Below are 25,583 nucleotides of genomic sequence, written 5' to 3'. Positions count from 1 at the left end.
TTAAATTTACACGTTAAAATAATTATAAAGATTAATGCAGCTTATAGCAGATAGCGGTTCGAGTAAGACAGATTGGCGCTTTTTAAAAGACGATAATACCATTGAACAATTGAAAACAAGCGGAATAAATCCCTACTTAATTTCTGAAAAAGAGCTTTTTGAAAGCCTGAAAGCTGATTTTAAGAACATACTCATTCAAAATGTTAAAGAAATTAATTTTTATGGCGCAGGTTGTAACCAACTAAAAAATAAAGAAAAAATAAAATCTGTTTTTTCTTTATTTTTTAATTGTGAGCAAATTTATGTGGAAGATGACATGCTTTCTGCAACAAGAGCAAGCTGCGGTAATGAAGAGGGAATAGTTTGTATTTTAGGAACGGGAGCAAATGCCTGCCATTATGATGGAGGGGTTATTTCAGAACGAATGGTATCTCTAGGCTATGCTTTAGGAGATGAGGGCAGTGGTAATTATATCGGCAAACTAACTTTAAAAGCATTTTTGGAAAACGAAATGCCTAATAAGCTAGCTGAAAAGTTTAGCAATCAGTTTCCAGAAATCAATTTGGAAACTGCACTAGAACAGATATACCAAAAGCCGTATCCTAATCGTTTTTTTGCTCAATTTTTTCAGTTTGCACTACTTAATCAAAAAGAAAAATTCTTTTTTGAGCTTATTTCTGATTCATTTCAGTTATTTCTGGAAAAATCCGTTCTAAAATTTAAGGAACATCAGAATTTACCTATCCATTTTGTAGGGGGAGTGGCTTTCAATGCCAATTCCATCATGCGGATGGTTTTAACAAAAAATAATTTAACAGCAGGTAATTTTATGGAGAGCCCAATAGCAGGCTTGACACTTTATCATAAAAATCAACATTGATGAGCATTACAGAGTCAGAATCAAATTTTAATAATCTAGAAAATCTTTCCATAGGTGAATTACTTCAAGGGATCAATCAAGAAGATCATTCCGTTGGATTGTCAGTACAAAAGGCTATTCCGCAAATCGAAAATGCACTGGAGCAAATTGTATTAAAAATGAAAGCTGGTGGGCGACTATTTTACATCGGAGCTGGCACTAGTGGAAGATTGGGAATATTGGATGCATCAGAATGCCCTCCTACTTTTGGTGTAGGTCATGATAAGGTAATAGGATTGATTGCGGGTGGTGACAATGCGATCCGAAAAGCAGTTGAATTTGCTGAAGATGACCAAGCTCAAGCATGGGAAGATTTACAAGAATACAATATCTCTGAAAAAGATTTTTTAATAGGTATTGCAGCCTCAGGAAGGACACCTTATGTGATTGGCGGCTTAAAAATGGCACAAGAAAAAGGAATTAAGACAGCTTGCATTACTTGCAATCCAAATTCTGAAGTAATACAGGTTTCAGATTACCCTATTGAAGTAGCTGTTGGGCCTGAATTTGTGACGGGCAGTACCAGAATGAAGGCAGGTACTGCACAGAAAATGGTGTTAAATATGATTTCTACTACAGCTATGATCCAATTGGGGCATGTAAAAGGCAATAGAATGGTGGATATGCAATTAAGCAATGATAAGTTAGTGGATCGCGGTACAAAAATGATTATGCATGAATTGGAAATCGGATATGAAGCAGCTAAAAAATTGTTGTTAGAACATGGCTCTGTAAGGAAGGCGGTTGAAGCTGGGAAAAGATGATTTATAAATAATAAAATGAATTATCTCAATTTTTTAAAAGTCTGATATGAGCACAGTTTTTGCCTCGGACTGACGCTTACAGGAAAGAGTTTTGATATTATTTAATACCTAAATAGGCTGTTTAAACGATAGCTCTAAACCATCTGACCGATATCCTAGTACGATGCCAATTAGCGATTAGACGGTGAAAAAAACCGTCAAACCGCATCCCCGTTTTGGTGTTTTTACCAAAACTTTACTGACATTAGAACAAATCACGATTTTCTAAAACTTTTTTACCTCAATACGCATTTAGACTAACTTAAGACTTAAAACCTATAACGTATTACTGCAAAATGCATCACATCGAGCCCTACTACAACTGGCTAAAATATTATGACTCCTCGACTGACGAGCTTTCCCCTTTCCATGGAAAAGAATATAACTATGAACTATACACAGATACCATTTATGGCTATTATATAGATCCTGCCTGGGATGCTATCGGTTCAGAAACGCTTTATATAAAAATCCTTTATGCCAATTATGAAGATGGAATTGCAGTAATTGAAATGATAGGTGAATGGAATGACACCTTGCACAATGACATCATGCATTTAAAGAGAAATATTATTGAGCATATGTTATTACAAGGCATTAACAAATACATTTTAATAGGTGAAAATATTTTGAATTTTCATGGTTCGGATGATGAGTATTATGAAGAATGGTTTGATGAGGTAGAAGATGGATGGATAGTGGGTGTTAATTTCCGTGATTTTGTTTTAGAGGAATGGGCGCAATTTAATGTAGATACTTATATCAATTGTGGTGGACAATTTGAACACTTAAATTGGAGAACTTTAAAACCACAGGTTTTTTGTGAAAGAGTGGAAGAGCATGTGATGAAAAGATTGGATTTCTAATTTTATTTTTAACCACAAAGTACCTCTAAGAATTTCTCAGAGACCACAAAGTAACAGCCTAAGGCTGTCATTATAAATTATTTTCTTTGTGAAACTTAGTGAAAAGCTTTGTTTGTGGTTAAAGTAAAGCTAGACTTATCTGCACTGAATCCTACTCAGGAATAATCATAGCCATTTTATGGACTAAATAATATTTTCCTGAATTTACCTCTTTACACCTCACTCTTGTTCTTCGAGTTTCCTGCTTTTCGAAAAGTCTGTTTTCAAGCATGAATTTTTGTCCTTGGCTTAATTCAAGCAAACTTATTTCATCAGGATTAACAGGATCGAAAGCTTTTAGCGCTTTTGCCAATCGAATATCGGATAAAGATGCTGCTTTGGGGTTTACCATATAAAAATTTAATGCTTTCAGAATCCCCTCAGGAAAAATATCGGGTGTTTGAAATGGTAGCATCAATTCTTTAAAAGCATTTTTCCATTCTTTACCGTGTGGGAAAACCCTGCCTCTATGCTTTTCAAATACCCAATGATGAGCTACTTCATGCACATAAGTGATTAAAAATGAATAAGGATTTAAATTTTCATTAACCGTGATTACCGCCCAATCTTCATTTGACTTTTTTCTAAAATCTCCCAATTTACTGTTTCTAGCTTTAGCTATAACAAAGCGAAAAGGTTTCTCCTTCCATAAATTAAAAGCTAAATCAACAGAATTTTCAGGAACAAAGCGGCTAATTCTATGATGTATTTGTTTTTCGTAATGCGTCATAAAGTATTCAAAACTAAGGAGAAAATCTTATAAAATTAGCTTTTAATCAGCTTAATGCATGATTTCAAATTCATACAACTGAATTTTTCTCTTCTTATTTCTTTTGTAAATTCCATTTTAAGCTGTAATTTCAAAGCCCTTTAAAGCTTAACTAAATAGTAACAGGGCTGAGGCTTGTAAAATCGCCTATATTTTTTAATATCATACTCTTAAAACCATTTTAACTATGATTCAAATTATTCCATCCATCGCCATCAGAGACGGTAAAATTATTAGAGTTGAAGGCGCAGATATTGCGAGTGCTAAAGTGTATGATGATTCGCCTATTGATGTGGCCAGAAAACTGGAAGATAGTGGAATAAAGGTTGTCCATATCGTGGATTTAGATGGCGCACACAGAGGATCACCTGTGAATTATCACATTTTGGAGGCTATTCATGGTTACACTGACTTAGAGCTTGATTTTACAGGCGGAATCAATACAGACGGTGATATAAGTAAGGCATATGAGTATGGCGCAGATTACATTACTGCTGCCAGTATAGCCGTTGAGAGAAAAGAGCTATTTGCTTCTTGGATTGTCTCTTACGGAAGGGAAAAAATCACTTTAGGTGCTGATGCGCTAAATGGAAAGATTGCTTACAAAGGTTGGATACAAAATACGGATATCGATATCATAGAACACATCCGATATTTCTATGATAGAGGCTTAAAATATGTGAAAACTACCGACATCAGCAAAGAGGGTTCATTATCAGGCCCTGCATTTGATTTATATCAAAGTATTTTGGATGAATTTCCCGATATATGCGTTTTGGCAAGTGGCGGTGTACGCAATGTAGATGACATCCGAAAATTGAATGACATGGGCGTTTTTGCCGTAATCTTTGGTAAAGCCTACTATGAAGGAAACATCAAAATTAATGATTTGAAAGAGTTTTTGGTTTGATATTTTCCTAGCAAAAAATAGTTGCCATAGCTATATTTAGGTGTAGATTTCTATTTTTAATAAAGGTCAAATTATACTGTTAATAACCTTTTACTTTGATTTTAATTCAATTACAATCAAAAAAAATCGTGACTGCAAAAGAAATAGTAATGAAAAACGAAGATGTATTTAAGATTTGTAGTACTATTGATGAAAATGAAATGATTTTTCAACATTTCGAATTTTTCAATACTGAAGAATAACAATTATCAAAATGAGTTGGGTTTGAATAGGGATAAATCAGACTAGTATTTTCATCATAATTTGTAGATTTGTTTGTTGTTTCGGCTGTGAGAATAAGGAAATAATAGTTTTTTTATCCCTATCCATCATTTACTAAATGCTGATGTTTATATGCATTTCATTAAAATAGTAGTACTTATTACATGTCTAATAAGTTTAAATTTCATTGGATTTGGTCAAGAACTTGAACCAAGTATTGATAAAGATGATCTTAGACATATCGTGCAAATTTTGAGTGCAGATTCACTTGAAGGTAGAGGGACTGCAACTGAAGGTCAAAAGAAAGCAGAGAGATTTATTGCTAATAGCTTTTCGGAATTAGGGTTAGAGCCACATTATCAAAATAGCTTTCTTGAGAAATTTAAATTAAAAAAGACCTATTGGGGTGAAGTATATATTGAAACATCCCGTGGCAGACTTAACAATTTCGAAAAAATAGTATTACAAGGAAGTAATTTCCAAAATGTTGAAGTGGAGAAAGAAATTGTATTTGGTGGAACGGGAACGGATGAGGAATTAGATCAAATTGACGTGACTGATCGATTAGTTCTGGTTTTTGTCAATAATCTCCGTGCATATTACGATATCAATAAAAAACTGGAAAAGCGAAATGCTTTTGGTCTAATGCTAGCCAATCCAAAAAATGGCTCACAATTCGAATCTGTTAAAAGAACCCTTAAAAATTTCACACTAGCAAAAAGAGTCACTTTACTAAATAAAGTGACTATAGATAGCATCAGACCCGCAGGATGGGATACTATCAGATTTGTCAATTCCTTTCTAATACCAAATTCTCAAGTGAAAAATATTAGTGGTTTACACATAAGGAAATTGAAGAAATTAATGAGGTTAAATAGAATAGCCGAAGCTCCCATTACTACAGTCGAAACCAAATTCGAAAGAATAAATAATGTTCTTGAAACGGCCAATGTTATCGGAATTGTTAAAGGCAAAACAAAAAAGACTATAGTTATTTCTGCACATTATGATCATCTTGGTAAAATTGATAATCAATTTTTCCCAGGAGCCGATGACAATGCCTCTGGTGTTGCTGGATTATTAGAACTTGCAGAGCAATTCTCTAAGTCGAAAAATTTAAAATATAATATAATGTTTCTTGCAACTTCTGCAGAAGAGGCAGGGCTGTTGGGTTCATATTATCATGTCAATAGTTCATCCTTCAATCCAGAAAATATTATACTCAATTTGAATCTTGACATGATTGCTAGAATTGATGAGAAGCATTCCAAGGGAAACTATCTTTATTGTATAGGTTCTGGGCAGTCAAAAGCTTTAGATGACCTTATTGAAGAAGCAGATCAGGCCTATAATAAATGTACTTTTGATTATTCCTTAAGCGATTTAAAAGATCCTATGGGCATATTTACAAGATCAGATAATTACAATTTTTATAAAAAAGGAATTCCATCTTACTTTTTCTTTTCAGGTTTACACTCAGATTATCATAAAATAACAGATACATCAAATAAAATTGACTATCAGAATCTAGAATATAGAGTCAAACAAATTGCTAAGGTGATTGAATTGCTTCAAAATGAAAATCTAAAAAATTAATGAACATCACACAATTTGAATTTGCAATTTGGAAATACTAACGACACGGGCAACTATCGAATAGACGGCCATGAACTATAAGGCCACAACCTGTACCAAATCATAAATCTATCCAACTTATTCCGTAAATAATGTGTCTATTGCATTAGAAAAGAGTGGCGAAAATGATAAATTAGGCTTTACAGACTTTTTTCCATTATCATATTTAAAGTATATTTTTAAAAATTTAATAGTCGCTTTCCTTTAACTAAGGCATATTATTGAGTTAACACATGCAAGATTTGATTCAAAAGATCCTTTACGAATATTCCTATTTTAGGCTATTTTGGCTATCGTTCGGATATTTTATGCTCTTGTATTTTGGCATCGCCCCCTTATTTCTTTACTGTTGCAAAAGGCTGGAACGCAAAAAAATATTACATAAAATAGAACCGAAAAAAGTGACTCTTCCTCAAATTCGTTTTGAAATAAAGCACTCCCTTCTATCAATTGTGATTTTTGGATTATCCGTAATTCCCATCATTTATTTAATCCGGGCAGATAATATCTCTTTACTTCCCAATACGGCATTTAATATCATTTTAGGTATTATCATTCTTACATTATGGAATGAAATTCACTTTTATCTTGTGCACCGCATGATGCATTCCAAATTTTTTATGAAACGGGTGCACTATATCCACCATCGGTCTATAACACCCACTGTTTACTCAGTATACAGTTTTCACTGGTTGGAGGCAGTTCTATTAAGTACCGTTCCTTTAACTATAGCTCCATTTATTCCTTTTTCAATTATGGCCATTTTCATCTATCCATTGGCCAGTATTTTGCTGAACTATGCAGGGCATTGTAACTACCGATTCGGGCATGGAAAAGGAGAAAGCTGGATGCTTTTCGGCACATGGCACAACCAACATCATAGCAAAGCGCGCAAAAATTATGGCTTTGCCCTCAATTTCATGGACAAACTATTCCAAAAGCTTAAATCCTAAATTATGACTGAAGTTTTCATTACAAGTTCAGGAGTTTTTCTACCCAACAAAGCCATTCAAAATGAGGAAATGGAAGATTATTTGGGGAGGATAAATGGAAAAAACAGTGTGGCAAAGGAGCGCATTTTAAAGCAAAATGGTATCAAAACCAGATATTATGCCATCAATAAATATCAGGAAAGCACCCACTCAAATGCCCAAATGGCTGTAAATGCCATTAAAAATGCTTTGAAGAAAAGTACACTTGATAGCAAGCAAGTTGCCTTACTTTGCACAGGCACAACGCAGGCTGATCTGCCGATACCCGGCTTTGCAAGTATGGTGCATGCCGACTTGCCTTTTGACCGCTGTGAAGTAGCCAGTTTTCAGAGTGTTTGTGCCAGTGGAATGATGGCATTGAAAAATGCTTTCTCCCAAATAAAAAGCAATGAAAAGCAGAATGCCATTTGTGTGGGCAGTGAATTTGCCAGCAGGCTGTTTAAAGCATCCCGTTTTGAAAAACAACAAATTCAATCCCTGCCTTTTAATGCCGAATTTTTAAGATGGATGCTTTCGGACGGAGCAGGTGCCTTTGTACTACAAAACAAGAAGAATGAAAAGGGTATCTCCCTTAAGATTGATTGGATTGACCTCAAATCACACGCTAATGAATTCCCAGTCTGTATGTTTACTGGCAAAACAGACAATAAAAACGAAGCTGAAAAAACCTGGCTGGACTACCCCAGCTATGAAGAGGCTTCACAGGCAGGTGCCATCAATTTAAAACAGGACACCCGTCTATTAGATCAGGTAATAAAGACTGGAGTAGCTCACTATTTCGATTTAATAGACAAAGGGAAAATCAATACAAGAGAGGTAGATTGGCTTTGCTGTCATTATTCTTCAGAGATATTTAAGGAACCCATCAAAGAACTTATGCATAAAGGCGGAGCTAAGATTGCGGATGAAAAATGGTTCAGTAATCTCAGTACAAAAGGAAATACAGGCGCAGCTTCCATCTTTATTATGCTGGAGGAGCTGATGTATTCAGGCAAATTGAAGACTGGAGACAAGATACTTTGCATGGTGCCTGAAAGCGGGCGTTTTGTCACCTCATTTATGCAACTGACAGTTGAAGGCAATCAAGGACAGGAAAACAAGAGCTATCCTCTTAGGGAAATTGAAGCACCTGAACTGGTGGTAGAGAAATCAGAAACTTCGGAATGGTTGATCAGGCAGTTGGCTCAAATTTGGATTGATTTTGAAACCGAACTGCTGAAAGTGCCCATCATTACTAAAATACACGAAGGTAAAATCAGTCTAGAAGATTATAAACTGCTACTGCTTGACTTACGACAACAGGTAATTGATGGCTCTCAGTGGATTTCTCGTGCGGCCTCCAATATAGACATAGATTTATTTGAATTACGATCGGCATTTATCAAACATACCGCCACTGAGCATAAGGATTATCAAATGCTGGAAAGAAACTATGTGGCATTGGGAGAGGAACTTTCCACCATTCAAGCAGGAGAGAAAAATATTGGCTCTGTGGCTTTAACTTCATTTATGTTTCAGCAGGCCAGCAAAGCCAACCCTATTGATTTATTAGGTGCCATGTTTATTATTGAAGGTATCGGAAAGCGCTTGGCAGCCTATTGGGGCGAAATGATAAAAGACCAATTGAATTTGAAAGAGTCGCAAGTATCGTTTTTCACTTATCATGGTGTGGCGGATGAAAACCATTTTCACAATTTGGAAGAGGCACTCAACCACCCTGCCATGAATATTGAGATAGCAAAGAAGATTGCTAAAACTGCAAAAACTACTGCCAGATTGTATAAAATGCAACTGGAAGAATTAGGAAATTATTAAAATAGCTAAAATGAAAGAAATGGATATATCCGCACATGATGAAAGGGATCCAAACCCCTGGTTGGCTTTGTACTTGGATGATAGCATCCCGATTAATAAAAAAACGAAGAGTGCCTTGATGCGGGACAATGCTTCCAAATCCGCTCGTTACCTCCTCCCCTTTATTCAGATTTGGTCGAAAGTAACGATGTTTTTCATCCATATCTTTAAGTTCTTCTTTCCGAAAATTTTTAATTCCTCCAAATTACTGCACCGGATTTTAGCTTGGGGCTTACGCAGATTTGTGAGCCCAGATGCCAATCTACTTATCTTCCGGCATTTTCATGTCGGCACGGAAATTCTGCAATTTATAGCAGGTAATATCGAGGGCGTAAACATTGTTGGCAGTCCGCTTAAGCCTAAGGATTTTGAAGCTGTAAAGGATGACCTTTTTCTGAAGCATGACCTCAACCTTTATAATTTTGTAATTAACTTGAACCGACAGCTCAGGGAGAAGGAAATAACCATTGCCCCACCCAAAAAACAATTGAAGCTGGAAATGATTACCGAAGATCAATTTGACCATATTGAGTTTCCCAACAAGTGGACTAATATTTTAGATCTCCGTTCGGCTATCGAACTCTTTACTCCTTTTTACCAGTTATTCCTGACTTCCAATGATTTTGTAAGGGCTTCCAATTCCTTACAATTGGATGAGACTATAGCCATTTACTCTGCGCAAATTTTAGGGACACCTGGCCACCTAGGGCTAGTGAACAACAAGCATCCAATGGTGCCAGAAACTACTTATAGCGCAGCCTATCGATTGGTTCTGCATGGTTTAGCGGCTGAAACCTTGCATGAAATATTGGTAAACATTAAACTAAATAAAAACCTGGACAGCGTAATCAGTCCGAAGTCTTAGGATTTAAAGAAGGAGACAGATTAAAGTTAATCTGCGGTAAAAGTTAATAATTGACAGGTTTTTAATTGTGTTAAGAAATAAACCTGCATTTCTCAAACTACTACTAACAATACAAAGGCATACTTAAAAGCAATATATTATAAACAATTGAAGTTTATACTGTATTGAAATTAGAACACCACCAGTTATATTCATTAAAAAAACTAAAAACCTATGAAAACTTATACCATTTTAGCCTTAGGGCTTCTCTTCATTATCCAATCATGTGATGAACCAGACCAAGAACCTTATATTGTCTTTAAAGATAGTGATGCTAAAGAGATTACGATAGATACGATCGAAGTGGAATCTGAATCTGTGCAGGAGCTACTGATTGAAACTGGGTTTCATGGTTCTTCTCCTAGATATTTAAGGCAAATTAATAATGGTGAAATAATTAATATCACTACCTCAGATGATGTATATGTGCTTTCACATGGGTTTTCAAATATAGACTTTGAAAAAGTTGAATTAACGACTAATATTTCTGAGATGAATTTGGCAAGTGGGTCAATTATAAGAACCACGGCTCGAATAGAGACAGATTTATCAAAATCAATATATTATAAGATTAAATAAGCCCGATTTGTCAATTAATGATCAAAAAAATTGGGGTTTATGGGTTTTTATTTATTCTTGTAGTAATGTTTGTTGACCTTGATGGTGAAAACCTCCCAAAAAGGCACTCCATTCTTAGTCACAAAATCTTATTGTCAAGCAAAATATAAATCCATGAAGCAAAAATTCCACTCTCTACTTTTCAGTCTTGTACTATGTTTAAGCTTTGCTTGTAACACTACAGACTCAACACCTTCAACAGCTGAAAAACTAGCCAAAGAAGTCACTATCTACAGAGATATCTATGGAATTCCACACGTAAAGGGAGAGACAGATGAAAGTACCATTTTCGGTTTTGCATATGCAAGAGCAGAAGATCATTTCGAGAAAATTGAAAGCACACTCATTGAGTCTATTGGAAGATTAGCCGAGGTGAAAGGGGAAGCGGGCAAAGCCAATGATGTGCGGGTGAAAGCATTCGAAATCGAACGCCTTTCAAAGGAAGAATACAAATCTTTAGATCCAAAAGTCAAGAAATTGTGTGATGCTTATGCCATGGGTCTAAATTACTATTTGAAAAACAATCCCGAAGTAAGCCCGCAATTACTTACTCAATTTGAACCTTGGTATATTTTAGCTGAATATAAACGTAATTCATTTCCCGCGTTGGCAGAGGCACGCCTAAATGATGATATGATTGTAGAATATTTGATGGATGATATAAAAAGTATTGGTTCAAATGCTTTTGCTTTAAGCGGAAAAAAAACAAAATCAAATAATGCTATGCTTGTTATCAATCCTCATTACAGTTATGATGGCCCCTATGAAGTACAATTGACTAGTGACGAAGGCTTAAATTTTTATGGTATGGTGGGCAGTGGCGGAGGAATTATTCCTGTAATGGGACATAATGAACATTTAGGTTGGTCTTGGACAGTAAATGGTCCTGATGTGGCGGACACTTATGAAATCCAGTTTGACCACCCTGAGGATTCTTCTTTATATCGATTTGGAGAAGAATATTTAGAGGTGGAGACTTATCAGGATAGCATAAAAATAAAGACGGATTCAGGTTTTATGCATCAAAAAGTCACTTTCCGAAAAACCATTCATGGTCCTATTTTAACCGAATCAAAAAGTGGAAAACCCATTAGCTTAAAAATAGCTGGGCTAGAGAAAGGGGGCATGCTTAAGCAGCTTTATCACATGGCCTTATCCGCTGATCTCTCATCATTTAAGGAGGCTTTGCGAATTAATTCATTGATTGTACATAATATCACTTATGCAGATGATCAAGGAAATATACTCTATTTGTACAATGGCATTATTCCCAAAAGAGATACTTCATTGAACTGGCAAGCACCCGTGGATGGTAGCTTGAAGCAGAGTCAATGGCAAGGATATCATAGTTTAGAAGAATTGCCACAGCTCTTGAACCCGGAATGTGGTTATGTCCAGAACTGCAACAACAAGCCATTTACTACCACCACTCACGAGAATCCTAATCCTGAGGATTATCCTGATTATATGACTTATTATCAGGGCAATACTAACAGAGGCAGGCGAGCCAAGATCATGTTGGATAGTATGCAAAACGTGACAATGGCATCACTAGAGGCTGCTAAATTTGACACCTACGTTCATAATGCTAATGAAAATTTGCAAGCCTTAATGAAAGAAGTGATAGAAGTGAATCGAACAGATCCTGAAAGGATTGCTAAAATTGAAGAGCCCTTGAAATTACTTCAATCCTGGGATAAATATAGTAGCAGCGAGTCTGTGGAAACTACAATATTTTATATCTGGACTTTCAAAAGTTTTTATCAACAAAGAATTGGAACCAAGCTTCCGAACTTGGTGGCATTTGAACAAACTATTGAAAAACTTGAAAATGAAAAAGGATCTTGGAAAGTAAAATGGGGAGATATTTACAGGCATCAACGTGTGCTTGATCCTGATCAGTATAGTTTTGATTCGCTTGAAACAAGCTATCCTATAGACGGAGGTATTTCAATTACAGGAATCATGTTTGCCTCTTCTGGTAAATTTGAAAGCTATTTACCAGATGTAGGCCTAAAAGGCTTGGATATTCGAGCACAAGGAGGTGATGCTTATGTTTCCATAGTAGAATTTGGAGAGCAGGTAAAAGCCAGATCTATTATTCCTTATGGAGAAAGCGACCACCCTGAATCAGAACATTATGATGATCAGGCGGAGCTTTATGCTCAAGGTAAACTTAAGCCTGTATTCTTTACTATGGATGAGATAGAAGATAATTTAAAAGTGAAATATAGACCAGGGGAAGTCAAATGGAAATAGTTAGCGTCTATCATTTATATTCAAGATATCTGTGATGAAAGCTCAACAAATCTCTAGTTTTCCTGATTTAAAAGATTTAACTGTAAGAAAACAAAAGACTAGCAAAAGCCATTAATAAGTTAATACATCATATTACTCAATATATTCCTGTTTCAAAGGAACTGAAAGCCCGACTTGAAACAATTAGTGAAAAGGTGATTTTCCCTAAAAATCATTTTCTTCACAAACCGAATAAAACTTGCCAGCATACATACTTCATAAATAAAGGACTTGTTAGAATTTACTATTTAAAGGGAGATAGGGAAATCACAGATAATTTTTCTGCAGAAAATGAGTGGGTGACATCAATCTATAGTTTTCTTCAAAATATCCCTGACCACTTTCACATTCAAACATTGGAAGAAACGGAATTATTGAAAATTTCATTAGACCATCTTGAAGAGTGCTTCAAAGATTTTCCTAAAATGGAAAGATTTGGCCGAATGCTGATTTCCCAATATTTTTTGGACCAATCAGAACGTATCATCTCCCTTCAATTTAATTCTGCACAAGAGCGTTACCAATTCTTTGAAAGAACATCTAAAAATAAATTGCAACGAGTGCCTCTTGGAATGTTGGCTTCACATCTGGGTATTGCCCTAACAGAAATATTATCAATATTTTTCTATCTTGAATTGAACGCTTTCCTAATCTGGTAAGTGAACTTATTAATAAATCTAGATTTACGTGTTATGATTTCTGCCTCTGCGGTCAACCCCTCTTTATAAGCAATCTCTCTGGAAAAATTTGTCTTTAATTCATTAGGTAATTTAACTTTGATTAGATATTTGTCGTCTTTAGTTATATTAGATATTTGGTCAACAATGCCCTCTACTACTCCGTACTCCTCTGCTGGATAACTTGAAAATTTGATATTTACATTTTGCCCAATCTTTATTTTCCCTAAGTTATTTTGCGAAATATTTATCAAGCCTATATGTTTGATATTCTCTGGAATAATATAAAACAATTCTTCTCCAATATTAAGATGCTGATTTTCCTCTATTAAATTCGTGTAGCTAATATATCCTGTTTCAGGTGCTATAATTAAAAATTGATTTTTCCATCTCATTATTTCACTTTGAAATGTATTAATTGCTTGTCTAAATAATCCTTTTTGCTCTGCTATTGTATTGTCTAATTCGATCAATTGATTGTTTAAATCAACAAGTGAAGACTCATTATTTAAGATACTTGCATTCAACCTTTCTACTACTAACTTATTATTAAGGAACTTACTTCTTTCTTGATTAAATCTAATTTTGTCAATAATATCTTCATTATATAATTTTCCTTGTATAACAAAAACTTCTTCTGCTAATAGTAAATCTTCAGCTAAAATTTTCTGCTGCTGCTTAAGACTTAGTTTCAATTGCTTTAGATTATTTATTTTACTAATTAGAGACTTTCGCCTTTCTAAAAAATATCCAGAAGTCCAGTAGTTGTTGAAATTCAGCACAGCCTGATAAAATTGTTGATAGCTAATTTGAAGTGCTCCTAACTGCTGAATTTCATTATTTCCAATATCTATCTTGTCTAAATCATTAGAATCTAGTGCATTTACAAAATCTACCAATTTCTTGCTCACTTGGAATACCTTTTTTGGATTTGATGTGCTTTCTATAATACCCAGAATTTCTCCTTTTTCCACATATTGTCCATCTTCTGCATGTAGTTCATTTAATTGACCTTCAGCCTTAGCTACAACAATTTTAGGTGAATTAATTGAAGAAAGCTTAAACTCAGATCTTATTACATCGGGATAAGAAATAAAATAACTTAATCCTAGGAGCAATATTAGAACAAGGAAGAAAATAGAAAGGCCCCATCGTATTATCCAGCTTGGTGGCCTTCCAATTATTTCCTGCACTTCATCACTTCTTAAGTCGAAATTATCTCTATTCTTAGAGGTATTATCAGAATTAATGTTTTCTGTGGAGATAGTATCTGACATTGAACTTATACTTCTAATTCAAATTGATTTTTTACCAACTCAAAGTATGAACCCTTCATATTTGTAAGTTCATCGTGGTTACCTTTTTCAATAATTTCGCCTTTATCTAAAACAATTAACTGATGAGCATTTTTAACGGTACTAAGCCTATGTGCAGCAACTATAACTGTTTTACCAACGAAAAAATCATTTAAATTACTCATTATTTCTGCTTCATTATTAGCATCAAGAGAATTTGTTGCTTCATCAAAAAAAATATATTGAGGATTTTTATAAACAGCCCTTGCAATTAGAATTCTTTGCCTTTGTCCTTGGCTTAATCCATTACCCTCTTCTCCTATTATTGTATTTAACCCTTGGGGCAAGGCCTCAATAAAATCCCTACAGTTTGCCACAGAAATAGCATTGTTTATCTGTTCAATGTTTGGTTCTTCGTCACCGATCGCTATATTATTAGCAATGCTGTCAGAAAAAATGTAACTATCTTGCATGACTACTCCACAGTTTTTTCTCCAAGTTTTATTACTTACATCATCGAGTCTATTATTAGCGATCTTGATCTCGCCATTGGTAGGGCTGTAATATTTAAGTAATAATTTAAGTAGCGTAGTTTTCCCACTCCCACTAGCTCCTACAATTGCCGTCATTTTGCCAGCTGGAATAATTAAATTAATATTATTTAAAATATTCTCATTTCCTGCCCCCTCATAACTAAAACTTACACTTCTCATAAGTAGGGTCTTATTTTCTGGTAAATAACTTATCTTATTTAATTTTCCTAATGCTCCTGTATTAGGCTCTTCATCGTCCAAATTATGAATCTCATTTAACCTTTCTAAACTAATCATAGCATCTTGAGCACTCTGAATAAATAAGATAAATTGTTCAATAGGTGCATTTAATTGCCCAATTATATACTGTATAGCTAGCATAGCTCCTAAAGTTAAATCCCCCTCAATTACAGCCATAGCGGAAAAGAAAGTAATAAAAATATTTTTACTCTGATTTATTATAAAACCTCCTCCTTGCTGATACTGCGCCAAAGCAAGTTGCTTAATACTTACCTTAAATAACCTCGCCTGAATTCTTTCCCACTCCCATCTTTTACTAACTTCACAGTTATTCATTTTTATTTCCTGCATCCCATTAATCAATTGAATTATTTTTCCTTGATTTTGAGATGATGCATCAAACTGTTTATAATCTAATTTCTTCCGATATCTCATGAAAGCCAATACCCAAATTATATATGCTACACTGCCAGTAAGAAAGACTAAAAATATTTTAAAATTATATATTATTATTACGATCATAAAAACAAAAAAATTGACCGCTGAAAATAAAGTATTTAATGTCGACTTAGTAAGGAAATTTTGTATTCTTTGATGATCACCCATTCTTTGAATAATATCTCCGACTAGTTTTGTATCAAAAAAACTAATTGGTAATCTCATCAACTTTATTAAGAAATCGGATAAAATTGAAATATTTATACGAGTGTTTATATGCAATAAAACCCAACTTTGAACAAAATTAACTGAAGTTTGTCCTATAAAGAGCATCATTTGAGCTATTAAGATTAGATAAATAAAATCAACATCTCTAGTATTAATCCCTACATCTACAATAGATTGAGTTAAGAATGGTATTATTAATTGAAGCAGACTTCCTACAACCAACCCAATGATCAATTGCACTAATAATTTTTTATACTTAAAAAGATATTTGAATAAAATTGAAAAACTTATTTTTTGTTTTCCTTCATCTTCTATTTCGTAGAATTTTGACGTGGGTTCCAGAAATAATGCAATACCTTCTGGTTCTTGGCCGTTTTCGACATTCTTGCTCCAACCAGCTAAGAATTCTGCCTTACTATAAATTAACTTGGTCTTAGCTGGGTCAGCAACATATACTTTATCTCCCTTAATTTGATAAACAACAATAAAATGGCTGTCATTCCAAAATGCAATAAAGGGGAAAACTCCTTCTTTCTTCAATTTATCATAATTGGCTCTTAAAGCTAAACTTCTGAAACCAAGCTCTTCAGCAGCTTCACTTATTCCTAATAGAGACACTCCTTCTTTATTGATGCCGCTTTTATGTCTCAAGGACTGTAAAGAATAAAATTTACCATAAAAACGGGTAATCATTCTTAGGCATGTAGGCCCACAATCCATAGTATCATGTTGACTATAATGATGAAATTTCATTATTAATAAATTAGGTAATCATAAAGATATTTTTACTTGCTAGCTAAATTCACTAGTGTATTTATTAGCTCTTTTGAATTAGGCCCTGGCGCATTCAATTGATAAGTTTTTCCTGATTTGTCAAGAATTAAATATCTCGGAATTGACTCAAGTTTAATTTCATCAAGAAAATTAGAATTACTTCTGTTCTTGATTAGAAAATTATTGCGCCCCATTTTATGTTTAGCAGTAGCTTTTTGCCATGCTGTTAAATTCTCATCTATAGATAAATAAATAAATTCAATGTCATAGTTTTCTAATGAATCTGCTACCGTTTTAGAATCTGGCATTACCTCAATACATGGCTTACACCAACTAGCCCAAAAATCAAGATACAATACCTTGCCTTTATATTTTTCCAATAAATTGGACAAACTAGTTTTATTTGATTTTACATCAATAAGTTCAATATCATCAACATTAATTTGATTTAATTGATGTTCATCTTCCAAAACTGATAAAAATCTACTTTCATTAAATTCGCGCTTGAAGTAATTATAATATTCTTTAGCTTCAGTATTTGGGAAATTCTTGATTATTGCTGTTAAAGTTTCATATAGAACAATCTCCTTTGTTTTACTAGATAAAAAATTATTGTTTGAAATTGAATCATACAAAATTCTATAATCTTCATAATTACTATTCTTAGATTTGATATTTGGTATTTCATTTGCATATTTTTCTGAAATATACTTGTCAATGAAATTTAAGTATGACGAATAATTTAAAAGTGAATCAAATGTCCTATTACTTAATATCAGGCTATCAAATCCAATGATATTGTTAGGGAATTTTTTTATTGATTCATAACTCTCTTTTATTTCATTTTCGATTTTAAATGACAACAAATCAAAATAATTACTAACTATTCTATTTTTATGATAAGTCGTATTAATTAAATTATTATCATTTAATGAATCTAATAATTGAGTTTCTTCTATTAAGGCTGCTTTTGATTTTATTTTATTTTCATTTATTACATTTTGATATTCAATCCTAATATCATTAGATCGATTCATAAATGCCATTGGAAAGTTTAATTTAATCTTTGCTGGTATACTATCGTTATAAATCAATCTATTAACCATAATATCATAATTAATATCAAATTTCTTTGACTTGCTATTGACTAACGATCCAAAAGGGTAATCATCTGCATAATCAAGAATAAGTGTATCGCCTGGTCTTAAATAATACTTAAATTCCCAAATTGTATTATAGCGATGATAAACTTCGATAAAACTTTTTTCTAATTTTAATGATATTGTATCATTTCTACTATCTTTAAAATTATACTTAGTACTTAATTCAGGATAATTATTAAATTCTAGTAACGTTTTTGCAGGAATTGTTATTCCATTTTCAAAATTTAATTTACTCTTAGAGTCATAATTATCAATAATAACAACTATAGAATTAGCTTCTACTTTTTGATTATCAAATTTTTCAGTATTATTTGTACAGGAAAGAACAGGTATTAAAAAAAGAATACTTATAACTAAATTTCTACACATTATTTTTACAATTAGAATAAATGTTAATTTGAATTAAAATATAATCCGAGGCCGATTTTATCGGCCTCGGATATATTTTTTAACAATATGATGCTCCTCCACCATTACTTGCGCAACTATCACAGCACCAATATCCGCCAGCTTCAGCAAAGAATTGTGCTTCATTCTTTGATAAATTACAGTAACCATAACCATCAGCATCTCTATAGCCGCAAGTTCCAGAACCTGCAGTTATATTTTTCATTTCATCTCGACTTAATGTACCTGATAAACTTTCGATTTTACTTAATGTAGTATTCATTTTGAATTAAATTAAAATTATAAAAACTCCTCCTGCACCTTGCAGAAGTAATACTCCATTGCTCCTAAAATTTACATTCACCTCAACTGGAGCAGAAAAGGTGAATGTCTACTCGTCAGTAGCTTCCATTGTTCCGTATTAAAAAGAATCGTTCACGGAAAAAAACGCTCTTAATAATCAATGAAATATTTTCATTTACATATAAACTAAATCTTTTATTTTATATTGATTTGGCAATTGATATCCGTTTACAAAAAATGTAGGAGTAAAGGATATTTCTGTTTCATCACACCATTGAGCCATCAACTTCAGCTTAGGAAATTGTGCTCTTATCAAATCAATTGCTATTGGGTACTTTCTAGTAAAATCTAAATAATTTTTCTTTTCTAGATTGTACCAGTAATCAAGAGCTTCAGAAAATTTTGATTTGCCTTCATTCTCGTAAATAGCTAAAAAATGGGCTGCAGGCATTGTGCCCCTATCTTCAATATTACCAGATGCAGAAAAAATTATACGTACCTGCCAATTATCAGAATTATCTAAAAGCTCTTCTACATCTGGATAGGATTTAGCACATGGATTACAGTAAGGATTACAGACCTTAATAAGTACATTACTTGCATCCTTATTACCTATTGAAATCCCTATATCATTCGAATATTGTTGAATCTTCTTCTGATTGTTTAAAACCATAGAAAACATATCTCTATTGTTTTTAAATCTGGTTAGTTCGTATTTTCTATTAATATCTTCCTTTTTGGAAAGAATAATTGGTTTGAAATTAAACCAAACCAATATTGGCAGTAAGAATGAAGTAAATAATACTAAAATCTGATCAATAATTGTAACCTCATTAAAAAAATGAGAAAAACTAAAGGCCTCTATATTTGTAAAATAACTATTTAAAATACTAGCTATTAATATTAGCTGCACACTCAAACATAATACACACCATTTCTTAAGGACAATGCCTTGATAGTATAGTGAATAGATAATAAAAGGTAGTGCTATGTAATTTAAAGAAATCAAGATATTATACTTGCTTATTGGAGAAAAAATATTAAAAAGTAAAATCCCTAAAAAATATATAAAACCAATTTCACTCCAGGAGACTAGATTAAAAATTCTAGAACCTTGGCTAGATAAAACAGAATCGCATCCTGTTGCTTTCGATTCAGATATTCCGCTAAGATTTAATGAGCAAACTTTATTGAGGATTGGATTATGACCATCTATTTCATGCCAAATCAATAATGAACTAATAACCAACCCAGAATAATTTAAGAAGTACTGTATAGGATAATAACTGATCCAAAAATCAGTATTATAAATAAGACTGGTCTTTAATGATAGTAGTAAAAAAAGTATTGAAAATAATAAAGGAAATTTAAATCTATCCCACCTTTCTTTAGAGATTTTTTTGGCAAAATCATTTTCACCACTTTTACTATTTTTTTCAGAGAGTAAAACTATTCCATCCCAAATTTTATTAAAACTTTCTTTCCTGAAGTGTTGATTTTTATTACTATCAGATATTTTGATCTCATCTTCAGAAACATCCTCAACAATTACAAATCTTCCACCCTGCAATTTTAAATAAGCAATTAATGGTGTTGGGAAATTTAAAAGGCTTTTATAATCAGTTTTTGTAGCAATTGCATCGATTTTAAACTTTTTCAGTACATCAACAATAGTTAATAAACTAGGATAATTAGGATGCTTAAGCAGTGCATCATTTAAGGAGGCAAATGTCAAAGGTACATTCAACTTATTAATTAAAGCAAATGTAGTGTTAATACTATTTTCAGCACTATTTTTGGGTCTAATCATTTGGTTGAAATATTATTTAGTATCAAAACTAGCTAAAAAAAATATTTATCCAAACGTTTACATAATTATTTTTACATGATTTATAATAAAAAATGTAATATATAATAAATCACATTGATTATGAAAATTAATTTTAGTGTAATATATTGTGTAATTTTGCATCATAATTATTATTACAATTATTCTCTTTGATTTCTTAATGTGTCATCCAATTAAAATAATTGAAAATACCATAGTTATTGAAAAAGTACAAAGGCGATATTTCTCAATCTCCCCCTTTGCTTTGTAATTTTAAAAAATTCTCACAATAACAATTCCTTATTAAAAGCTTATGAATATTTGAATCAAATAAACTTTTATTTGATAGTCTATAAAAGTGATTCCTTATTGGTAAATGGAATTATAGCTGAACCCAAAAAAGAAGGCAAGTTTCCTGTTATAATTTTCAATCGAGGCGGAAATAAAGAGATTGGTAAAGTAGCGAAAGCCAAAACACTTTTTACTTTGGTATTGGCCACCTCTAAATTAGTAGAAGAAGGGTATGTTGCGATTGCTAGTTGTTATCGAGAAAATGATGAATTTGGAGGAGATGATATACATGATGTACTCAACTTAATAGAGACATCTGAGGAGATAGAAAAAGCAGATCCTAATCGTATTGGAATGTTCGGTTGGTCTAGAGGTGGAATGATGACCTACTTATCTCTAAAGCATACTGATAAAATCAAAACAGCGGTGGTTGGCAATGGGCCGTCAGATATGGAAGCCCTAATTAAGGACAGACCCGAAATGGAAAAATGGGTATATGCCAAATTAATACCTAATTATGAAAAAAATAAAAAAGAAGAATTAGCAAAACGGTCCGTCTTATATTGGATTGACGAATTAGATAAAGATGCAAGCTTACTTATTCTCTATGGCACAGAAGACAAAAGTATAAATCCAAATCAATCTGAAAAACTAGCCCAAAAATTGACAGCAATTAATTACGACTTCACCCTCGAAAAATTTAAAACTGACCATAAATTTTCCAACATGCAAAAAGAAAGAGATGCAATACTGATTGATTGGTTTAATAAAAAGTTAAAATAATGAATTTAACATCCCACTGAATAATGAAGACCCCAAATATGTCTTCATTTAGCTTTAAAAGTTCTTTTTAGATACCTTTATACCTTAATTAGAAATTACGGAATTGAAATTATTTGGAATTTTTAAGTCTTAGAAAAATTATCCCAATCTGTCAAATTACCTAGAAAGGTCAATAAGATGTTAACTTTAAGAGAGCAAAAGCCATTAATAATTTAATACATCATATTACTCAATATATTCCCGTTTCAAACGAACTGAAATCCCGACTTGAAACTATTGGTGAAACTGTGATTTTCCCTAAAGATCATTTTCTTCACAAACCGAATAAAGCTTGCCAGCATACATACTTCATAAATAAAGGACTTGTTAGAATTTACTATTTAAATGGCGATAAAGAAATCACAGATAATTTTTCTGCAGAAAATGAGTGGGTGACATCAATCTATAGTTTTCTTCAAAATATCCCTGACCACTTTTACATTCAAACTTTAGAAGAAACGGAACTTGTGAAAATTTCATTAGACCATCTTGAAGAGTGCTTCAAAGATTTTCCTAAAATGGAAAGATTTGGCCGAATGCTGATTTCCCAATATTTTTTGGAGCAATCAGAACGTATCATCTCCCTTCAGTTTAATTCTGCACAAGAGCGTTACCAATTTTTTGAACTAACATCAAAAAATAAATTACTACGAGTTCCGCTAGGAATGTTAGCTTCATATCTGGGTATGACTCAAGAAACATTAAGTAGAGTACGATCTTCAAAAAGTGCTTTTTGATTTATATCAATTTTAAAGATTGCGTAAATGGCTACTTTTGTTTCGAAACATTTAATTACAATGAAATGAATAATAGGCATTTTGCAATTGCAGGTTTTTTGGCAACTATTCTTCTTTGGGCTACTTATTTTATTATGTCAAACCAAAGACCCGAATACAGTTTTTTATATAAAGCGATTAGTGAACTTGGGTCGGTTGATGCTCCAAATAAGAGGATGTGGAACCTCTTTGGTTATATTATTCCTGGACTTTTGATTTCAGTTTATTCCATTGGCTTATATAAATCAGTTGCAACTGAAAAATCAAGCAAACTACCTTTAATTGGCATTTTTCTAAGTGGCTTTTTTATGACAATCTCAGGTATTTTTCCTGCTGATCTAGATAATCGCTCCTCTACTACAAGCCTTTTACATATGGTAGGAAGTTTGGGAAGCTATCTATTTTTTCTGATTGGAGCCTTTTCATATCCTAAATTGATGAGAGCAAAAGATTACTGGAAAAACAGTAATTTACCATTGCTCATTTTTGTCTGGTTAAGCATTATTTTTGGTTCTTGGAATTGGATTTTCCCTAACATCCCTTCAGTAGGACAAAGGATTGTTTTTTTCTTTTACTTTTCTTGGATTGTATACACTTCAATTAAATTATACAAAGCGCCAGAGAAAGACCTCCTAACTAACTAGAGCATACAAGATGGGGATTTACCTTAAAAAGGCCTGCACTTGCTGAAAAATTATTACTAAATGATCAATTTATAAATATCAATAGTGGGTTGTAAAGAAATAATTTTATTTAGTAACTTCATAAGCAATATAAAATGGTTGATTAAATAGAATAAAATGTCAATAACCAAAGAATCCGAACTAATTGGAATGAAAATAATTAGTGAAGTGGTCGGGATCACACTTAAACTAATGAGAGAGCATGCTAAAGTTGGTATGTCAACTAAAGAATTGGATGAATATGGGGGTGTAATCTTAAAAAGTTATGGAGCTAAATCAGCGCCTTACGAAACTTATGGATTTCCTGGTTATTCTTGCATTAGTGTAAACGAAGAAGCAGCACATGGAATCCCTTCTGAGAAAAAGATATTAAAGGAGGGTGATTTAATTAATATTGATGTTTCAGCGGAACTTGACAGATTTTGGTCTGACAATGGAGGCTCCTTTGTACTTGGAGAGGACATATATAAGCATCAACCTCTTGTAGATGCATCAAAACATATTCTACAAAAAGCCATTCAAAGTATTAAAGGAGGAATTAAAATATCCGATATTGGATTTTTAATAGAATCGGAAGCTAAAAAATCAGGATTTAAAGTACTAAAAAATTTAGCTGGCCATGGAGTTGGTAGAAGTTTACACGAAAAGCCTGAAAACATTCTGAACTACAAGGTAAAAACAAACCGAGAAAGATTTAAGAAAAACACTACGGTTGCTATTGAAACTTTCATATCTACCCATTCAACTTTGGCCGTGGGGTTAAATGATGGTTGGACTTTGGTTGGAAATAAGGGTGGATATATTACACAACATGAACAGACAATTCTTGTTACTGATAGTGCTCCAATTATTTTAACATCAGCAAATCAAATCTGGAGTTAATAAATGCAGCAAGAATTACATAAATATTTAACTAAACTTAAGATTTTAAATCAAGAGGAAATTGATTATTCCATTTCTTTATTTGAAAACACTAGACTTAAAAAAGGAGATTATTTTGTGTCTGAGAGAAGTATATGCAACCAAATAGGCTTTATCTTTAAAGGTGGTGTAAGAAATTTTTCTGTACAATCCGATGGGGAGGAAAATACCACTTGCTTCAAATTTGAGTATCAATTTATAACTTCTTATGAAAGCTTTACTCTAAAACAGCCTTCAAAAATAAGCATACAATCTATTGAGGATTGTGATTTATTAGTGATCAGTTACAATCAATTTCATCAATTATTAGAAAAAATCCCGTCTTGGAAATCCATATTAACAATGGTTATGGAACAAGAATACATTGAAAAAGAACATCATCTCAGAAACTTGAATAATAAATCAGCGAAAGAAAAATATGTTCATACCCTTACGCACTCACCTGAAATCATCAAAAGAGTACAAATTGGCTATATTGCTTCTTATTTAGGTGTCACGCATCGAACGTTAAGCAGAGTCAGGAAAGATACTATCTATACAACATCATAGGACAAATGTCCTTTTTGTATCCTAAATGCTGCGGTAGATTTGCATAAAAAGAGAAAAAAATGCAGAAAATCGCAAAGGATGTTTTTCACATTCCATTAATGCCAAGAAACAGTATAAATTGTTACATAATTGAGGGCGTTTTAGTTGACTCAGGTATCCGAACTTCATATAATAAAATTCAAAAAAGCATAAAAGAAGTCTCCATTCATAGTCATGCCTTAACGCATGCCCACCCAGATCATCAAGGGTGTAGTGATCTGATTTGCAAAAAGCATTGGGTGCCATTATTGTGTCATGAAAAGGAAGTTATCAGAACAGAAACCGGTTTAGTTACCAGTGAATATCCATCGAATAAAAGTATTATTGCTCGATTTCAACAAAGATATTGGGCAGGATCCGGTCATATAGTAACTAAAACATTGAAAAATGGAGACTTCCTAGGAACTTTCAGAGTTATCGAAACCCCTGGTCATTCTTCTGGGCATATTTCTTTTTTCAGAGAAAAAGATGGGGTATTGATAATAGGTGATGTAGCTACCAATATGAATTTATTAACTACTATTACAGGATTGCATTTACCCCCAAACTTATTCACTACTGACAAGAATGAAAATATTAATTCCTTAATAAAACTGTCAGAGTTAAATCCAAGGATTATATGTTTTGGGCACGGACCTGTATTGAATAATAAAGATAAAAGTTTTGAAAAATTTGTGGATAAAATCAGGTTGGAGGGATAAACAATAGTAAGCAATCAATCGAACTTAATTTTGAAAGAGGAAATAAAAACCGCTCTAAATTTTTTAA

23 protein-coding genes are annotated in these 25,583 nt (G+C 32.9%); 17 read left to right on the top strand and 6 right to left on the bottom strand.

Annotated elements, in window-relative coordinates; genetic code table 11:
* The first annotated feature begins 34 nt into the window (after positions 1 to 34).
* From ABWH96_RS03305 to ABWH96_RS03295, 3 genes are all read left to right on the top strand, one after another.
* Positions 35 to 880 (top strand): BadF/BadG/BcrA/BcrD ATPase family protein, encoded by an 846-nt coding sequence (locus ABWH96_RS03305; RefSeq protein WP_375580109.1) that lies wholly within the window; start codon positions 35 to 37, stop codon positions 878 to 880.
* Complete coding sequence (gene murQ / locus ABWH96_RS03300; protein ID WP_375580108.1) at positions 880 to 1,683, top strand: N-acetylmuramic acid 6-phosphate etherase; 804 nt, start codon at positions 880 to 882, stop codon at positions 1,681 to 1,683. The genes ABWH96_RS03305 and murQ overlap by 1 nt, the downstream gene beginning before the upstream one ends.
* Before the next feature lie 335 nt (positions 1,684 to 2,018).
* The gene (locus tag ABWH96_RS03295; protein WP_375580107.1) at positions 2,019 to 2,588 is read left to right on the top strand and encodes a hypothetical protein; all 570 of its coding nucleotides are present in this window, start codon (positions 2,019 to 2,021) and stop codon (positions 2,586 to 2,588) included.
* A 151-nt stretch (positions 2,589 to 2,739) separates the two neighbouring features.
* Here the strand turns inward: ABWH96_RS03295 and ABWH96_RS03290 are convergent, their stop codons facing one another.
* Positions 2,740 to 3,357, bottom strand: a complete 618-nt coding sequence (locus tag ABWH96_RS03290; protein ID WP_375580106.1) for a transcription elongation protein SprT — start codon at positions 3,355 to 3,357, stop codon at positions 2,740 to 2,742.
* Positions 3,358 to 3,583: 226 nt separating this feature from the next.
* Between ABWH96_RS03290 and ABWH96_RS03285 the strand changes: the two genes are divergently transcribed.
* The 8 genes from ABWH96_RS03285 (at position 3,584) to ABWH96_RS03250 (ending at position 13,527) form a co-directional block, all read left to right on the top strand.
* Positions 3,584 to 4,306 carry a HisA/HisF-related TIM barrel protein gene (locus tag ABWH96_RS03285; protein ID WP_375580105.1) on the top strand — a complete coding sequence of 241 codons (723 nt, stop codon included), beginning with the start codon at positions 3,584 to 3,586 and terminating at the stop codon, positions 4,304 to 4,306.
* A gap of 393 nt (positions 4,307 to 4,699) precedes the next feature.
* Complete coding sequence (locus ABWH96_RS03280; protein WP_375580104.1) at positions 4,700 to 6,163, top strand: M20/M25/M40 family metallo-hydrolase; 1,464 nt, start codon at positions 4,700 to 4,702, stop codon at positions 6,161 to 6,163.
* 440 nt (positions 6,164 to 6,603) lie between these two features.
* The gene (locus tag ABWH96_RS03275) at positions 6,604 to 7,155 is read left to right on the top strand and encodes a sterol desaturase family protein (RefSeq protein WP_375580103.1); all 552 of its coding nucleotides are present in this window, start codon (positions 6,604 to 6,606) and stop codon (positions 7,153 to 7,155) included.
* Between the two features lie 3 nt (positions 7,156 to 7,158).
* A complete protein-coding gene (locus ABWH96_RS03270; RefSeq protein WP_375580102.1) occupies positions 7,159 to 9,009 on the top strand; it encodes a beta-ketoacyl-ACP synthase III in 1,851 nt (616 codons plus the stop codon).
* A 19-nt stretch (positions 9,010 to 9,028) separates the two neighbouring features.
* Complete coding sequence (locus tag ABWH96_RS03265) at positions 9,029 to 9,913, top strand: DUF6999 family protein (protein WP_375580101.1); 885 nt, start codon at positions 9,029 to 9,031, stop codon at positions 9,911 to 9,913.
* Positions 9,914 to 10,126: 213 nt separating this feature from the next.
* Positions 10,127 to 10,531 carry a hypothetical protein gene (locus ABWH96_RS03260; protein ID WP_375580100.1) on the top strand — a complete coding sequence of 135 codons (405 nt, stop codon included), beginning with the start codon at positions 10,127 to 10,129 and terminating at the stop codon, positions 10,529 to 10,531.
* Positions 10,532 to 10,684: 153 nt separating this feature from the next.
* Positions 10,685 to 12,829 carry a penicillin acylase family protein gene (locus tag ABWH96_RS03255; RefSeq protein WP_375580099.1) on the top strand — a complete coding sequence of 715 codons (2,145 nt, stop codon included), beginning with the start codon at positions 10,685 to 10,687 and terminating at the stop codon, positions 12,827 to 12,829.
* A 194-nt stretch (positions 12,830 to 13,023) separates the two neighbouring features.
* Positions 13,024 to 13,527, top strand: coding sequence for a Crp/Fnr family transcriptional regulator (locus ABWH96_RS03250; protein ID WP_375580098.1), 504 nt, complete (start codon positions 13,024 to 13,026; stop codon positions 13,525 to 13,527).
* On the opposite strand, the gene ABWH96_RS03245 is transcribed toward ABWH96_RS03250, so the two are convergent.
* From ABWH96_RS03245 to ABWH96_RS03225, 5 genes are all read right to left on the bottom strand, one after another.
* Positions 13,494 to 14,738, bottom strand: coding sequence for an HlyD family secretion protein (locus tag ABWH96_RS03245; protein ID WP_375580097.1), 1,245 nt, complete (start codon positions 14,736 to 14,738; stop codon positions 13,494 to 13,496). The genes ABWH96_RS03250 and ABWH96_RS03245 overlap by 34 nt on opposite strands.
* Before the next feature lie 89 nt (positions 14,739 to 14,827).
* Positions 14,828 to 17,032: a peptidase domain-containing ABC transporter gene (locus ABWH96_RS03240; protein WP_375580096.1), complete on the bottom strand. Its 2,205-nt coding sequence runs from the start codon at positions 17,030 to 17,032 to the stop codon at positions 14,828 to 14,830.
* Between the two features lie 32 nt (positions 17,033 to 17,064).
* Positions 17,065 to 18,585 carry a TlpA family protein disulfide reductase gene (locus ABWH96_RS03235; RefSeq protein WP_375580095.1) on the bottom strand — a complete coding sequence of 507 codons (1,521 nt, stop codon included), beginning with the start codon at positions 18,583 to 18,585 and terminating at the stop codon, positions 17,065 to 17,067.
* Positions 18,586 to 18,664: 79 nt separating this feature from the next.
* Positions 18,665 to 18,886: a hypothetical protein gene (locus ABWH96_RS03230; protein ID WP_375580094.1), complete on the bottom strand. Its 222-nt coding sequence runs from the start codon at positions 18,884 to 18,886 to the stop codon at positions 18,665 to 18,667.
* Positions 18,887 to 19,081: 195 nt separating this feature from the next.
* Positions 19,082 to 20,716 (bottom strand): vitamin K epoxide reductase family protein, encoded by a 1,635-nt coding sequence (locus ABWH96_RS03225; protein WP_375580093.1) that lies wholly within the window; start codon positions 20,714 to 20,716, stop codon positions 19,082 to 19,084.
* Between the two features lie 360 nt (positions 20,717 to 21,076).
* Here ABWH96_RS03225 and ABWH96_RS03220 point away from each other — a divergent pair, with 360 nt between their 5' ends.
* The 6 genes from ABWH96_RS03220 to ABWH96_RS03195 all read left to right on the top strand — a co-directional run bounded on the left by ABWH96_RS03220 (position 21,077) and on the right by ABWH96_RS03195 (position 25,516).
* Positions 21,077 to 21,808 (top strand): alpha/beta hydrolase family protein, encoded by a 732-nt coding sequence (locus ABWH96_RS03220; RefSeq protein ID WP_375580092.1) that lies wholly within the window; start codon positions 21,077 to 21,079, stop codon positions 21,806 to 21,808.
* A 287-nt stretch (positions 21,809 to 22,095) separates the two neighbouring features.
* Positions 22,096 to 22,584, top strand: coding sequence for a Crp/Fnr family transcriptional regulator (locus ABWH96_RS03215; protein WP_375580091.1), 489 nt, complete (start codon positions 22,096 to 22,098; stop codon positions 22,582 to 22,584).
* A 65-nt stretch (positions 22,585 to 22,649) separates the two neighbouring features.
* The gene (locus ABWH96_RS03210; RefSeq protein WP_375580090.1) at positions 22,650 to 23,267 is read left to right on the top strand and encodes a DUF998 domain-containing protein; all 618 of its coding nucleotides are present in this window, start codon (positions 22,650 to 22,652) and stop codon (positions 23,265 to 23,267) included.
* A gap of 156 nt (positions 23,268 to 23,423) precedes the next feature.
* A complete protein-coding gene (map, locus tag ABWH96_RS03205) occupies positions 23,424 to 24,188 on the top strand; it encodes a type I methionyl aminopeptidase (RefSeq protein ID WP_375580089.1) in 765 nt (254 codons plus the stop codon).
* A gap of 3 nt (positions 24,189 to 24,191) precedes the next feature.
* Entirely contained in the window at positions 24,192 to 24,776 is a 585-nt protein-coding gene (locus ABWH96_RS03200; RefSeq protein ID WP_375580088.1) for a Crp/Fnr family transcriptional regulator, read from the top strand.
* Positions 24,777 to 24,835: 59 nt separating this feature from the next.
* Positions 24,836 to 25,516: an MBL fold metallo-hydrolase gene (locus tag ABWH96_RS03195; protein WP_375580087.1), complete on the top strand. Its 681-nt coding sequence runs from the start codon at positions 24,836 to 24,838 to the stop codon at positions 25,514 to 25,516.
* Positions 25,517 to 25,583: the final 67 nt, after the last annotated feature.

The sequence above is a fragment of the Marivirga tractuosa genome, from assembly GCF_042140215.1.
GTDB lineage: Bacteria > Bacteroidota > Bacteroidia > Cytophagales > Cyclobacteriaceae > Marivirga > Marivirga tractuosa_A.
This window is presented reverse-complemented; position numbering and strand designations above follow the sequence as displayed.

What these genes read in the sequence shown, in the direction of transcription:
- ABWH96_RS03305 (WP_375580109.1), top strand. Translation starts at nt 35, where the DNA reads ATGCAGCTTATAGCAGATAGCGGTTCGAGTAAGACAGATTGGCGCTTT.
- ABWH96_RS03230 (WP_375580094.1), bottom strand. Translation starts at nt 18,886, where the DNA reads ATGAATACTACATTAAGTAAAATCGAAAGTTTATCAGGTACATTAAGT.
- ABWH96_RS03280 (WP_375580104.1), top strand. Translation starts at nt 4,700, where the DNA reads ATGCATTTCATTAAAATAGTAGTACTTATTACATGTCTAATAAGTTTA.
- ABWH96_RS03290 (WP_375580106.1), bottom strand. Translation starts at nt 3,357, where the DNA reads ATGACGCATTACGAAAAACAAATACATCATAGAATTAGCCGCTTTGTT.
- ABWH96_RS03195 (WP_375580087.1), top strand. Translation starts at nt 24,836, where the DNA reads ATGCAGAAAATCGCAAAGGATGTTTTTCACATTCCATTAATGCCAAGA.
- ABWH96_RS03265 (WP_375580101.1), top strand. Translation starts at nt 9,029, where the DNA reads ATGGATATATCCGCACATGATGAAAGGGATCCAAACCCCTGGTTGGCT.
- ABWH96_RS03285 (WP_375580105.1), top strand. Translation starts at nt 3,584, where the DNA reads ATGATTCAAATTATTCCATCCATCGCCATCAGAGACGGTAAAATTATT.
- ABWH96_RS03260 (WP_375580100.1), top strand. Translation starts at nt 10,127, where the DNA reads ATGAAAACTTATACCATTTTAGCCTTAGGGCTTCTCTTCATTATCCAA.
- ABWH96_RS03270 (WP_375580102.1), top strand. Translation starts at nt 7,159, where the DNA reads ATGACTGAAGTTTTCATTACAAGTTCAGGAGTTTTTCTACCCAACAAA.
- ABWH96_RS03240 (WP_375580096.1), bottom strand. Translation starts at nt 17,032, where the DNA reads ATGAAATTTCATCATTATAGTCAACATGATACTATGGATTGTGGGCCT.
- ABWH96_RS03255 (WP_375580099.1), top strand. Translation starts at nt 10,685, where the DNA reads ATGAAGCAAAAATTCCACTCTCTACTTTTCAGTCTTGTACTATGTTTA.
- ABWH96_RS03225 (WP_375580093.1), bottom strand. Translation starts at nt 20,716, where the DNA reads ATGATTAGACCCAAAAATAGTGCTGAAAATAGTATTAACACTACATTT.
- map (WP_375580089.1), top strand. Translation starts at nt 23,424, where the DNA reads ATGTCAATAACCAAAGAATCCGAACTAATTGGAATGAAAATAATTAGT.
- ABWH96_RS03295 (WP_375580107.1), top strand. Translation starts at nt 2,019, where the DNA reads ATGCATCACATCGAGCCCTACTACAACTGGCTAAAATATTATGACTCC.
- ABWH96_RS03210 (WP_375580090.1), top strand. Translation starts at nt 22,650, where the DNA reads ATGAATAATAGGCATTTTGCAATTGCAGGTTTTTTGGCAACTATTCTT.
- ABWH96_RS03235 (WP_375580095.1), bottom strand. Translation starts at nt 18,585, where the DNA reads ATGTGTAGAAATTTAGTTATAAGTATTCTTTTTTTAATACCTGTTCTT.
- ABWH96_RS03200 (WP_375580088.1), top strand. Translation starts at nt 24,192, where the DNA reads ATGCAGCAAGAATTACATAAATATTTAACTAAACTTAAGATTTTAAAT.
- murQ (WP_375580108.1), top strand. Translation starts at nt 880, where the DNA reads ATGAGCATTACAGAGTCAGAATCAAATTTTAATAATCTAGAAAATCTT.